Source organism: Sphaerimonospora sp. CA-214678 (assembly GCF_050942215.1).
In the GTDB taxonomy this organism is placed as follows: domain Bacteria; phylum Actinomycetota; class Actinomycetes; order Streptosporangiales; family Streptosporangiaceae; genus Sphaerimonospora.
Window position 1 is genome coordinate 3,640,395 of the sequence record NZ_CP192056.1, and the last position, 11,583, is coordinate 3,651,977.

At 71.5% G+C, this 11,583-nt stretch carries 11 protein-coding genes; 4 read left to right on the forward strand and 7 right to left on the reverse strand.

The features are described 5' to 3' along the window. From larA to ACQP1K_RS16370, 4 genes are read right to left on the reverse strand one after another with little or no spacing between them, the layout of a single operon-like run. On the reverse strand, positions 1–1,254 hold the full coding sequence (larA, locus tag ACQP1K_RS16355; RefSeq protein WP_433496572.1) for a nickel-dependent lactate racemase: 1,254 nt from the start codon (positions 1,252–1,254) through the stop codon (positions 1–3). Beyond that, positions 1,244–2,155, reverse strand: coding sequence for an aldo/keto reductase (locus ACQP1K_RS16360; protein WP_433496573.1), 912 nt, complete (start codon positions 2,153–2,155; stop codon positions 1,244–1,246). The genes larA and ACQP1K_RS16360 overlap by 11 nt, the downstream gene beginning before the upstream one ends. Next, complete coding sequence (locus ACQP1K_RS16365; protein ID WP_433496574.1) at positions 2,152–2,913, reverse strand: SDR family NAD(P)-dependent oxidoreductase; 762 nt, start codon at positions 2,911–2,913, stop codon at positions 2,152–2,154. The genes ACQP1K_RS16360 and ACQP1K_RS16365 overlap by 4 nt, the downstream gene beginning before the upstream one ends. Then, complete coding sequence (locus ACQP1K_RS16370; RefSeq protein WP_433496575.1) at positions 2,910–3,758, reverse strand: fumarylacetoacetate hydrolase family protein; 849 nt, start codon at positions 3,756–3,758, stop codon at positions 2,910–2,912. Before ACQP1K_RS16370 ends, ACQP1K_RS16365 begins: the two co-directional genes overlap by 4 nt. Before the next feature lie 165 nt (positions 3,759–3,923). Between ACQP1K_RS16370 and ACQP1K_RS16375 the strand changes: the two genes are divergently transcribed. Genes ACQP1K_RS16375 through larE form a run of 3 tightly spaced genes read left to right on the forward strand, consistent with a single transcriptional unit; the run spans position 3,924 to position 6,792 of the window. Continuing rightward, complete coding sequence (locus ACQP1K_RS16375; protein ID WP_433496576.1) at positions 3,924–5,216, forward strand: L-fuconate dehydratase; 1,293 nt, start codon at positions 3,924–3,926, stop codon at positions 5,214–5,216. Further along, complete coding sequence (locus ACQP1K_RS16380) at positions 5,217–5,927, forward strand: FadR/GntR family transcriptional regulator (protein WP_433496577.1); 711 nt, start codon at positions 5,217–5,219, stop codon at positions 5,925–5,927. Next, complete coding sequence (larE, locus tag ACQP1K_RS16385) at positions 5,920–6,792, forward strand: ATP-dependent sacrificial sulfur transferase LarE (RefSeq protein WP_433496578.1); 873 nt, start codon at positions 5,920–5,922, stop codon at positions 6,790–6,792. The genes ACQP1K_RS16380 and larE overlap by 8 nt, the downstream gene beginning before the upstream one ends. Before the next feature lie 18 nt (positions 6,793–6,810). Here the strand turns inward: larE and ACQP1K_RS16390 are convergent, their stop codons facing one another. Genes ACQP1K_RS16390 through ACQP1K_RS16400 form a run of 3 tightly spaced genes read right to left on the reverse strand, consistent with a single transcriptional unit; the run spans position 6,811 to position 10,471 of the window. Next, entirely contained in the window at positions 6,811–7,857 is a 1,047-nt protein-coding gene (locus ACQP1K_RS16390) for an ABC transporter permease (RefSeq protein ID WP_433496579.1), read from the reverse strand. Beyond that, entirely contained in the window at positions 7,850–9,403 is a 1,554-nt protein-coding gene (locus ACQP1K_RS16395; protein ID WP_433501560.1) for a sugar ABC transporter ATP-binding protein, read from the reverse strand. The genes ACQP1K_RS16390 and ACQP1K_RS16395 overlap by 8 nt, the downstream gene beginning before the upstream one ends. 12 nt (positions 9,404–9,415) lie before the next feature. Beyond that, on the reverse strand, positions 9,416–10,471 hold the full coding sequence (locus ACQP1K_RS16400; protein WP_433496580.1) for a sugar ABC transporter substrate-binding protein: 1,056 nt from the start codon (positions 10,469–10,471) through the stop codon (positions 9,416–9,418). Positions 10,472–10,815: 344 nt separating this feature from the next. Here ACQP1K_RS16400 and ACQP1K_RS16405 point away from each other — a divergent pair, with 344 nt between their 5' ends. Beyond that, on the forward strand, positions 10,816–11,529 hold the full coding sequence (locus tag ACQP1K_RS16405; protein ID WP_433496581.1) for a FadR/GntR family transcriptional regulator: 714 nt from the start codon (positions 10,816–10,818) through the stop codon (positions 11,527–11,529). Positions 11,530–11,583: the final 54 nt, after the last annotated feature.

Consider the following 11,583-nt stretch of genomic DNA (forward strand, 5'->3'; position numbering starts at 1 on the left):
TCAGGCCGTGAGGTAGGGGATGGTCATGGGCCCCTCCGGCAGGACGCAGACCCGCCCGGGCAGGGCGCGCACGGTGGCCGCGATGTCGCGGGTCTGCTCCAGGTGGGCGGCGGCCAGGTCGGCGTCGTCCAGGTACGAGGTGTGCATGATCACATGGGCGTGCCGCTGGATGCGGGCCTGGATCTGGACCTGCCACTGGTCGGACACGGTCTCGGTGCGGCGGGAGATCTCCGCCAGCAGCGCCTCCGGTGAGGCCGCCGAGGTCAGCACCTCCCGGTAGGAGCCGTGGTCGGGGAATCCGTCCCGGCACTCGGCAGCGCAGATGATCGTGCCGCCCGGCCGCACGACCTGGGCGGCGGCGCTCATCCCCTTCACCGACTGGTACAGGTTCTGGTCCAGCGGAAAACCGGCGTTGGTGGTGACGACCACGTCGAAGGGCTCCGCGACCGGCCGCATGGCGGTGGCGCGGGCGGCGGCCGTGGCCGCGGCGTGCATCGCCGGCAGGTCGCCGCCGAACGCCCGCACGATCCGCTGTTCGCGGTTGAGCACGACGTCGAGGGCGAAGGTGACGCCGGTCGCGGCGGCGATGGCGCGGACGTCGTCGTGTACCGGGTTGCCCTCGATGACGCCCCAGGTGGCCCGGGGGTCCGCGATCCGGGCCGCGTCGTGCAGCGTGAGCACGGTCTCCAGGGCGGCGAGCCCGGGCGCGACCATCTTGGGCCCGCCGGAGAACCCGGCGAAGAAGTGCGGTTCGACGAATCCGGTCGTGATCCGCACGTCGGCGTCCGTCCACTCCCGGTTCAGCCAGACCGGCACGTCCTTGCCGTGGCGGCCCATCCACCGCAGAGACGAGGCGTCGCGCGCGTCGTGGTTGACGATCCGCACGGCGTTCACGACCTCGTCGCCGAACATCGCGCGCAGTTCCGTCTCGGTGTTGCCGCGGTGGGTGCCGGTGGCCACCAGGATCACGATGTCGCCGGATCGGACGATCCCGTCCAGCTCGGCCAGGATCGCCGGGATCATCAGATGTCTGGGCTGCGGCCTGGTCCCGTCGCAGGCCGAGATCGCCACCGTCTGCCCGGGCCGTACCCGCTCGCGCAGCGGCGGGCCGGCGACCGGCTCGCGCAGGGCCCGGCGGACCTCGGCGGCCTCGTCCGCCACCGCGGGCCGGGCGACCGGCGTGATCACCGTCGTCCGGTCGGCCGGCAGATCCACCGCGAGCCCGTCGGCGCCGTAGGCGAGGTCAACCCGCATGGTCCAGCTCCCCCCACAGTTCCCCGGGCACGGGCGTGGCGGCGAAATCGAGATCCTCCCCGACCTCGGCGGCGCTGCGCGCGCCGATCAGGACCGTGGTGACGGCCGGGTGCCGGTGCGGGAAGCGCAGGGCAGCGGCCGGCAGCGGCACGCCGTACGACGCGCAGGCCCGCCCCAGCTCGCGCACCCGCGCCAGCGTCTCGGGCGGGACGGCGTCGTAGTCGTAGGTGGTTCCGCCGGCCAGGACGCCGCTGTTGAACACGCCGCCCACGATCACGGCGACGCCGCGCCGCTCGCATTCCGGCAGCAGTTCCCGCGCCGCCGAGCGGTCGAGCAGCGTGTAGCGCCCCGCCACCAGGACCGCGTCGAGGTCGGTCTCGCGGACGAACCGGGTCAGCATCTCGGCCTGGTTCATCCCGGCGCCGATCGCGCCGACGACACCCTGGTCGCGCAGCTCGGCCAGGGCCGGGTAGGCCTGCCCGGCCGCCTGCTCCCAGTGGTCGTCCGGATCGTGGATGAGCACCAGGTCGAACCGGTCGAGCCCGGTGCGCCGCAGGCTGTCCTCCAGCGAGCGCAGCACGCCGTCGCGGCTGTAGTCGCGCACCCGCAGGTATCCGGTGCGGCCGGGGAATCCCTCATCCTCGCCCTCGCCGGGCACCAGGACGCGGCCCACCTTGGTGGACACCACCGCCTCGGCCGCGCCGTCCGGCAGGCCCCGGAGGAAGCGGCCGAGGCGTCGCTCGGCGAGCCCGGCTCCGTAGTGCGGCGCGGTGTCGAAGTAGCGGATCCCCGCCCGCCAGGCGGCGGCCAGCGTCTGCTCGGCCTGCTCCTCGCTCACCGGCGCGAACAGCCCGCCCAGTGGTCCGGTGCCGAGCCCGTACGGCCCGAGCCCGATCGTCACGGGGTCACCGGTCTCAGCCGCAGGCCGGCCATCCCGCCGTCGACGGCCAGCTCGACGCCGATGGTCGAGCCCGACGCCGGGCTCGCGAGGTACGCGACGGCATGGGCGACCTCCCGCGCCGTCACCAGGCGGCCGTGCGGCTGGCGGGCGCACAGCGCGGCCCGCTCGGCCTCCGGGTCGGGGGCGGCCGCCAGCAGCCGTCCGACCCACGGGGTGTCGACGGTGCCGGGGTTGACGCAGTTGACGCGGATGCCCTCACGGATGTGATCGGCCGCCATGGCGCGGGTGAGCGCGAGCACCGCGCCCTTGGACGCCGAGTACAGCGCGCGCAGCGGCAGCCCGGCCGTGGCCGCGATCGAGCAGGTGTTGACGATCGCCGCGTGCGGGGACTCGCGCAGGTACGGCAGCGCCGCCCGGGTCACCCGGGCGATCCCGACCACGTTCAGGTCGAAAACCCGCAGCCATTCGGCGTCGTCGTTGTCGGCGACCGTGCCCTGCGCGCCGATGCCCGCGTTGTTCACCAGCACGTCGATGCGGCCGTATCGCTCGGCGACCGCCGCGACCGCCCGGCGCACGGCGGCGTCGTCGGTGACGTCGCACACGAAGTCGGTGCCCACGAGATCGAGCACGGCGACCCGGGCGCCCCGCGCGGCCAGTTCCTCGGCGATCGCCCTGCCGATCCCCGACGCGCCCCCGGTGACCACGGCGACCAGGCCGTCGAACTCCCCGCTCACGCCTCCGGCTGCCGTGCCGCTCATGCCTGGCCGATCCTCTGGCGCTGGCGGCCGAGACCGTCGATCTCCAGCTCCACCACGTCCCCCTGGCGCAGGTAAACGCTGGGACGGCGGCCGAGCGCCACGCCCGCCGGGGTGCCGGTGTTCACCACGTCACCGGGTTCCAGCACCATGAACTGGCTGAGATACCAGATCACGTGGTGCACGCCGAAGATCTGGTTCTTGGTGTTCCCGTTCTGGCGGAGCTCGCCGTTGACCCACAGCCGCAGCCCGAGCGCCTGCGGGTCGCCGACCTCGTCCGCCGTGACCAGCCAGGGGCCGAGCGGGTTGAACGTCTCACACGACTTGCCCTTGTCCCACTGGCCGCCGCGCTCGTTCTGGAACTCCCGCTCGGACACGTCGTTGGCGATCGCATAGCCGGCGATCACGTCCGCCGCGTCCTCCGGCGACGACAGGTAGCGGGCCGTACGGCCGAGGATCACCGCGAGCTCGACCTCGTAGTCGGTCTTCACGCTGCGCCGCGGCACCAGCACCTCGTCGTCGGGCCCGACGAGCGTGTTCGGCGCCTTCAGGAACACCACCGGCTCGGGGGGGATCGCGGCCCCCGTCTCCTCCGCGTGGTCGGAGTAGTTCAGGCCGATGCAGACGATCTTGCCCGGCCGCGCGACCGGCGCCGCGATGCGCTCGTACGGCCCCGCCTCGGGCAGCCGTCCCTCCGCCAGCGCCGACCGCACCCGTTCCACGCCCCCTCCGGCGAGGAACGCTCCGTCGATGTCGGCCGTCAGCGACGACAGGTCGAGGACTCTGCCGTCGGGTGCGAGGACACAGGGCAGTTCCTCACCCGCCGGACCCACTCGCAACAGCTTCACGGTCTGCCTACTCCGCTGCCTCATCGGGGACGTGTCGTACCGAGCGTCGCAGATTCATCGGGTTGATGTAAAGCAATTGTCGGGATATCTGCCGGTTTTCTTGACCTCTTCTAGAGGCGCGCCTAGTGTTTATTTCCTATTCATCGGATCAATTGGAGCCCGCTCATGCCCACGATCACTTCGGTTGACGTGATCGACATCAGGTTCCCCACCTCCGCCACGCTCGACGGCTCGGACGCCATGAACCCGGACGGCGACTACTCGGCGGCGTACGTGGTGCTGGGGACCGACGAGGGCGAACTCGCGGGGTACGGGCTGACGTTCACCATCGGACGGGGCAACGACCTGTGCGTTGCCGCCGCCCGGCAGATCGGGGCCCGGCTGGCCGGCCGCGACGTGGACGGGCTGGCGGGCGACCTCGGCGGCCTCTACCGGGAGATCATGGCCGACAGCCAGCTGCGCTGGCTCGGCCCGGAGAAGGGCGTGGTGCACCTGTCGGCGGCGGCCGTGCTGAACGCCGCCTGGGATCTCGCCGCCCGCCGGGCCGGCCTGCCGCTGTGGCGCCTCATCGCGGAGATGTCACCGGAGGAACTGGTCGCCGCGTGCGACTTCCGCTACCTGTCCGACGTGCTGACCCCCGCCGAGGCCGTCGCGATGCTGGCCCGGCTCGCGCCCACGCGCCAGGACCGGATCGCCGAGCTGGCCGAGCACGGCTACCCCGCCTACACCACCAGTCCGGGCTGGCTCGGCTACGACGACGCCAAACTGCGCATGCTGTGCCGTACGGCCGTCGCCGAGGGCTGGACCCACGTCAAGCTGAAGGTGGGCGCGAACGTCGAGGACGACGTACGCCGCCTGTCGATCGCCCGGGAGGAGCTCGGCGACCGCACGCTGATGCTCGACGCCAACCAGGTCTGGGACGTCCCGCAGGCCATCGCCTGGGTGAACCGTCTCGCGCCGTACGAGCCGCTGTGGATCGAGGAACCGACCAGCCCCGACGACGTGCTCGGCCACGCGGCCGTACGCGAGGCGGTCGCCCCCATCGGCGTGGCCACCGGCGAGCACTGCCACAACCGGGTCATGTTCAAGCAGCTGCTGCAGGCCGGGGCGATCGACTTCTGCCAGATCGACGCCTGCCGGCTCGCCTCGGTCAACGAGATCGTGCCGGTGCTGCTGATGGCCGCCAAGTTCGGTGTGCCGGTCTGCCCGCACGCGGGAGGTGTCGGCCTGTGCGAGCTGGTCCAGCACATGTCGGTGGTCGACTACGTATGCGTGAGCGGCGGCCTGACCGGCCGGGTCCTGGAGTACGTCGACCACCTGCACGAGCACTTCACCGATCCGGTCCGGATCGAGCGCGGGCGCTATCTGCTGCCCGAGGCGCCCGGGTACGGCGCCCGCATGCACCCCGAGTCGGTGGCCGCCTACCGTTACCCTGACGGCCACCGGTGGGGAGGGTGAGTGGGCGTCATCGAGACCGCGATCGACACGATCAAGCAAATGATCATCAGCGGGGAGCTGCGCCCGGGGCAGAAGCTGCCCGTCGAGAAGGACCTCGCCGAACAGCTCGGCGTCGCGCGCAACACCCTGCGTGAGGCCGTCCGCGCACTGATCGCCATGCGGGTCCTGCAGACGCGGCAGGGCGACGGCACCTATGTCACCAGCCTCTCCCCCGGCCTGCTGCTCGGCGGGATGAGTTTCGTCGCCGACATCCACCTGGAGGCGGGGGCCGGGGAGTTCCTGCACGTGCGCAGGATCCTGGAGGCGGAGGCGACGGCGCTCGCCGCCACGCGCTTCCCCGACGCCGGCCTCGCCCGCCTGGGCGAGCTGCTCGACCGGGCCGAGAGCGTCGCCGCGCGGAACCCGATCGACCACGGGAAGCTGGTCGCCCTCGACCAGGACTTCCACGCCCTCATCGCCTCCCACTGCGGCAACGCCGTCCTCGCCGCCGTCATCCAGAACATGTCCGGCCGCACCGTACGGGCCAGGATCTGGCGCAGCATGAGCGACCCCGAGGCGGTCCAGCGCACCCTCAATGAGCACCGGGCCGTCCATCGGGCGCTGCTGGCGCGGGACGCCGAGCGGGCCAGGATCCACGCCGCCGCGCACGTCCTCGGGGTCGAGGAGAGCCTCAACGATTCTCGTTCTACGGCAGGTGATGGCGATGAGTGACCACCCTTCATCAGCGGATCCGGCGACGGCCGGCTCCGCGGACTCGGCGAACGCCTCCGGCGGCGCCCTGGAGCGCCTGACGGCCCGGTTGCGCGCGGAGAACGCGATCATCGTCGCCTTCTCCGGCGGCGCCGACTCCGCGCTGCTCGCCTTCGCCGCCGCCCGGGTGCTCGGCACCAGGGCGCTTGCCGCCACGGCGGTCTCCCCCAGCCTGGCCGCGGCCGAGCGGGCCGCCGCGCGCGCGTTCGCACGTCGCTACGGCCTGGCCCACGTGGAGGTGTGCACCGACGAGGCCGACCGCCCCGAGTACGCCGCCAACGGCGCCGACCGCTGCTATCACTGCAAGTCGGCGCTGTTCGACGCGCTCACCCCGCTGGCGGCTGCGATGGGCGCCCGGATCGCGCTCGGCACCAACCTCGACGACCTGGGTGATCACCGCCCCGGGCAGCGGGCCGCTGCCGAGCGAGGGGCCATCGTGCCACTGGTGGACGCCGGTCTCACCAAGCCCGTCGTCCGCGCGCTCAGCCGCGAGCTCGGGCTGGTCACCGCCGACAAGCCGGCGGCGCCCTGCCTGGCCTCGCGGGTGAGCTACGGCGACCCGGTCACACCGGAGGTCCTGCGCAGGATCGAGGCCGCCGAGACCGTGCTGCGCGACCTCGGCTTTCCGATCTGCCGGGTGCGCGCCCACGCCGGCGGCACCCTGGCCCGGGTCGAGGTGCCGCGTGCCGAGCTCCCCCGCGTGTTCGAGCTGCGCGAGCGCGTAGAAGCGGCGGTACGCGACGCCGGTTTCACCTTCTGCTCGCTGGACCTCTCCGGGTTCGCGTCCGGCCGCCTCAACGCCCTGCTGCCGCTGCTCGAACCGTAGCCGGGCCGCCCTTCGCGGTCATTCCTGCGACCTGCCCCCGGTGATGCGGGAAATCGCGAGCGCGGTGAGGATGATCCCCCCGTTGAGCGCCTGGATCCACTGCGCGGGGACACCTGCCAGGGTGAGGACGTTCTGGATCATGTAGAGCAGCAGGATGCCGGTGAAAGCGCCGAACACCGTACCCCGGCCGCCGTTGAGGCTCACCCCGCCGATGACCGCGGCGGCGAACACCGTGAAGATCGCGCCGTCGCCCTGGGCGGCGGCGACGGAGGCGAGCCGTCCCGTGAGCAGCAGACCGCCGATCGCGGCCAGCAGACTCGCGGAGATCAGCGTGATCCACAGCACCCGATCGGTGCGGATGCCCGCCGCCTTCGCGGCGTCGACGTTGCCGCCGATCGCGTACAGCGCGCGGCCGAACCGGGTGAATCCCATGACCACGATGCCGCCGGCGAACAGCAGCAGGCAGACCCAGATGGACGCGGGCATGCCGAGCCACATGGCCGAGCCGAGGTAGGTCATCGATTCGGGGAGGTTGAAGAAGGTCTGGCCGCCGGAGATGCCGGTGAGCAGGCCGCGCAGCACGATGAGCATGCCCAGCGTGACGATGAAGCCGTTGAGCCCGAAGCGCACGATGAACAGCGCGTTGGCCACCCCGATCAGCACCCCTACCGCGATGGTCAGCGGTATGCCCCAGGCGCCGGGCAGCAGCCCCAGCCCGGGGCCCGTTCCCGCGGCGACCGTCAGCCAGGCGGCCACGCCGGGTGCCAGTCCGAAGGTCGACTCGAGCGAGAGGTCCATCTTCCCGGCGATCAGCACGAGCGTCTGGGCGAGGACGAGCAGCGAGATCTCCGACATGGTCTGCAGGATGTTGATCAGGTTGTCGCTCTGCAGGAAGATCGGGTTGACGATCTGCCCGACGATCGCGATCACGATGATCGCGGGGACCAGCGCGAAGTCCCGCAGCCTGGCCAGGGGGAGCGTGACGCGGCGCCGTCCCGCACCGTCCGGCGCCGGGGAGCCCGGCGGGCGTCCCGTGGCGGCGTGAGCGGCGGTGGTCTCAGGCATCGAGGTCGACTCCTTCCATGGCGGCCACCATCTCGTGGTCATGCCAGCCGGCGGGCAGTTCCGCGACGACGCGGCCGTGGAACATCACCAGCACCCGGTCGCACAGCCGCAGGTCGTCGAGTTCATCGGAGGCGATCACCACGCTCGTTCCGTTGCCGGCGCTCTCCTCGACCTTGCCGAGGAGGAACTCCTTCGACCGGACGTCGACCCCGGCGGTCGGTGTGATCAGTACGAGCAGGCGGGGCTCCCCGGCCAGCGCTCGGGCCATGACGACCTTCTGCTGGTTGCCGCCGGACAGTCCCGTGACGGGCAGATCGGGGCCGGGTGTCTTGATCGCCAGGTTGCGGATCATCTCACGGGCCAGCACGTCCTTGCGCCGGCCGCTGACGAAGCCCGCAGGGCCGAGCCGTTCCGGTACGGTCATCGTGGCGTTGTCGGCGATCGACATCAGCGGGACGAGCCCCTGATGGTGGCGGTCCCTGGGCACGAATCCGACACCGGCGGCCAGCGAGTCCGGCACGCTGCCGGGGCGCGGGCGGCGCCCGGCCACCTCGATGGTTCCGGACCGCGGGGCGCGCAGCCCGACGATGGTCTCGGCGAGCTCGACCTTCCCGCTACCGCCGAGACCGGCCAGCCCCACGACCTCGCCGGCGCGTACCCGGAGGTCGACGTCCCGGTAGACCTCGCCGTCGCCCAGGCCCCGAACGTCGAGGACCACCGGGGCGCGCTCCGGGACCGGCGCCCGGGCGGCCTGATCACGCAGGCCGGCGGCCTCGCCGGTCATCGCCGCCACCAGATCTCCCTGCGGCAGGCCGGCCACCGGCGCGGTGAGTATGTGCCGGGCGTCGCGGTAGACGGTGACCGTGTCGCAGACCTCGTAGATCTCCTGCAGGTGGTGGCTGATGAACAGAAAGGTGACGCCCCGCTCGCGCATCGCCCGCATCCGCTCGAAGAGCCGGGCGATCGCCGCGCCGTCGAGCTGTGCCGTGGGCTCGTCGAGGATGACGAACCTCGCGCCGAACGACAGCGCCCGGGCGATCTCGACGAACTGCCGCTGCTCCACCCCGAGCTCCCCGGCCGGCCGGCGGACGTCGACCTCCACCGACCAGGTCTCCAGAAGCTCTGCCGCCTTCCGCCACAGGCTCTTCCAGCCGATCAGCCGCAGCCGGTTGAGGTCGTGCCGGTTGAGGTAGAGGTTCTCCGCCACGGTCAGCTCGGGGATGATCGTGGACTTCTGGTAGACGCAGGCGACCCGCTCCCGCCAGGCGTCGCGGTCCGCCGGCCGCGGAGCCGGGGCTCCGGCGAAGCGGACCTCGCCGTCGTCGGGCGCCTGCAACCCCGTCAGGATGGAGACCAGGGTCGACTTGCCCGCGCCGTTGCGGCCGACCAGCGCGTGGGTCTCACCCGGCGCGATCGTGATGTGCGCACCGTCGAGGGCCAGCGTCTCACCGTACCTCTTGGTGACGCGCTCGGCCTCCACGGCGGCGGGCCGGTCCGCGACGGCGGGCCCGTCGCCGCGGGCGGGTGGAGGGCTCGCCTCTTCCATCGCCACGCCCCCTCAGCTCAGGTTGTTGCCCCACAGCGACGTGTCGTCGTACCTGACGCTGGGGACGCCGCCGTAGGTGCCGCCGTCGGCGGTGACCAGCGGCGCGGTCAGCTGGTCCTCCAGCAGCCCGGGCCGCACCTCGATGATGGTGCTGTCGTGATCGGTCTCGCCCGGCTGGAAGGTCTTGCCCTCGATCGCGGCCTTCGCGTAGTACAGCGCGTACTTGGCGTAGAGGTCCGCGGGCTGGGAGACGGTCGCGTCGATGTTCCCGGAGGCGATGTCCTTGAGCTCCTGCGGGATGCCGTCGTTGGAGACCACGAAGACGTGCTCGGGGTCGTCCGGCGGCACCAGGAGGCCACGCTGCTTGAGCACCTGCAGCGTGCCGGCCAGGGCGAAGCTCGACTGCATGTAGACGCCCTTCACGTCCGGGTTCGCGGTCAGGACCGTGGAGAGTTTCTGCGAGGCCACGGCTCCGTCCCAGTTCGTCGCCTCACCGAAAACCCTGATGCCGGGGTAGTTCTGCTTCATGCAGTCGTTGAACGCCTCGGTGCGGTCGCGGCCGTTGATGGAGGCCAGGTCGCCCTCCAGCATGACCACACCGCCCTTTCCGCCGAGCTTCTCGCCCAGGAACCTGCAGGCCTTCTCGCCGTACGCGCGGTTGTCCGCGCGTACGACCATGAAGGCCTCCCCCGTGTCCGGCCGCGTGTCCACCAGCACCGCGGGGATCTTCTTGCTCTTGAGCTGCTGCAGCGTCGGGGCCACGGCCGCGGTGTCCTGCGGTGCCATCACCATGCTCCGCACGCCCTGCCCGACCAGGGTCTGCACGTTGGCGGTGAGCTTCGCGATGTCGTTCTGGGAGTTGGTGGTCTTGATCTCCGCTCCGAGCTCGCCCGCGAGCTTGGGAACGTAGCTGATGTAGGAGTTCCAGAAGTCCGTGTCCGAACGGGGGTAGTCGACTCCGATGAGCGGACCCCCCTGTGCGCCCGAGCCGCCGTCCCCGCCGCAGGCCGCGGCGAGACACCCCGATACTGCCAAGACCGCGGCGAGCGCGACCCGTCTGCCTTTCATCGTCTCTCCTTCTGAAGCACCAGGGCCGCGATACCGTCGTCGACGGCGGCAACGCTCAGACAGGGCCCGCGGCCCGGCGCGGCGGACCCCGGCGAGGGGCACCGTGAACGCACTCAGCACCGACAGGACATGGGATGTCTTTCTATGGCCAAACCCCGGTCAGTGTCCAGACCCAAGAGCAGAATCGCGAAAATTCGGGCGTTCACCGGCACCGGCGGAAGGATCGCCGGATGCGTCGAAGAGGGCCTCCGGACCGGAACCGGCGTACACATCACATGTCCGCTCGCTCGTTCCGCGTGCGGCCGGTGTGGAGGAGTCCCGTCTCCACGTACCAGAATTCAGGTATGTCGTTGACCGAGCAGGCGATCGAACGCATCCGGCAGCTCATCAAGGATGGGACCCTTCCCCCGGGCGCCCGGCTGCCCCCCGAACAGGAACTCGCCGCCGAGCTGGGCCTGTCCCGCAACCTACTCAGAGAGGCGGTCCGCTCCCTGGTCACCACCCGCGTGCTGGAGGTTCGCAGGGGTGACGGCACCTACGTCACGAGCCTTTCGCCGGAGCTGCTGCTGGAAGGAGTCGGCCTCGCCGTCGAGATGATGCGGGGCGACGATCTGATCGAGATCACCGAGGTGCGGCGGCTCTTCGAGCCCGTGGCCGCGGGACTGGCGGCGACCCGCATCACCGCCGAGCAGCTCAGGGAGGTCGAACGCCACCTCAACGCGATGATCGCGGCACAGGACGACGTGGAGGCGCTCAACCATCACGACGACGCCTTTCACCGCGCCGTCTTCGACGCGACGGGCAACAAGTCGCTGTCCGCCCTGCTCGGCGGCATCGCCAGCCGGACGCTCCGATCGCGCGTGTGGCGCGGCCTCGTCGAGGAGAACTCGGCCGACCGCACGATCGCCGAGCACGCCGCCATCTACCGCGCGCTCGCGCACGGCGACGCCTCCCTCGCCCATGCCGCCGCGCTCATGCACGTCAGCACCACCGAGACCTGGCTGCGGGAGAACCTGGGCCGTTCGCTGATGGAAACAGCCCCGGAACCACTGAGATGATCACGCCGATCCTCACCGGCCCGGAAAGCGGGTCTCGTCTCATCGGCATCCCAC

What these genes read in the sequence shown, in the direction of transcription:
- larA (WP_433496572.1), bottom strand. Translation starts at nt 1,254, where the DNA reads ATGCGGGTTGACCTCGCCTACGGCGCCGACGGGCTCGCGGTGGATCTG.
- ACQP1K_RS16365 (WP_433496574.1), bottom strand. Translation starts at nt 2,913, where the DNA reads ATGAGCGGCACGGCAGCCGGAGGCGTGAGCGGGGAGTTCGACGGCCTG.
- ACQP1K_RS16375 (WP_433496576.1), top strand. Translation starts at nt 3,924, where the DNA reads ATGCCCACGATCACTTCGGTTGACGTGATCGACATCAGGTTCCCCACC.
- larE (WP_433496578.1), top strand. Translation starts at nt 5,920, where the DNA reads ATGAGTGACCACCCTTCATCAGCGGATCCGGCGACGGCCGGCTCCGCG.
- ACQP1K_RS16390 (WP_433496579.1), bottom strand. Translation starts at nt 7,857, where the DNA reads ATGCCTGAGACCACCGCCGCTCACGCCGCCACGGGACGCCCGCCGGGC.
- ACQP1K_RS16395 (WP_433501560.1), bottom strand. Translation starts at nt 9,403, where the DNA reads ATGGAAGAGGCGAGCCCTCCACCCGCCCGCGGCGACGGGCCCGCCGTC.
- ACQP1K_RS16400 (WP_433496580.1), bottom strand. Translation starts at nt 10,471, where the DNA reads ATGAAAGGCAGACGGGTCGCGCTCGCCGCGGTCTTGGCAGTATCGGGG.
- ACQP1K_RS16405 (WP_433496581.1), top strand. Translation starts at nt 10,816, where the DNA reads ATGTCGTTGACCGAGCAGGCGATCGAACGCATCCGGCAGCTCATCAAG.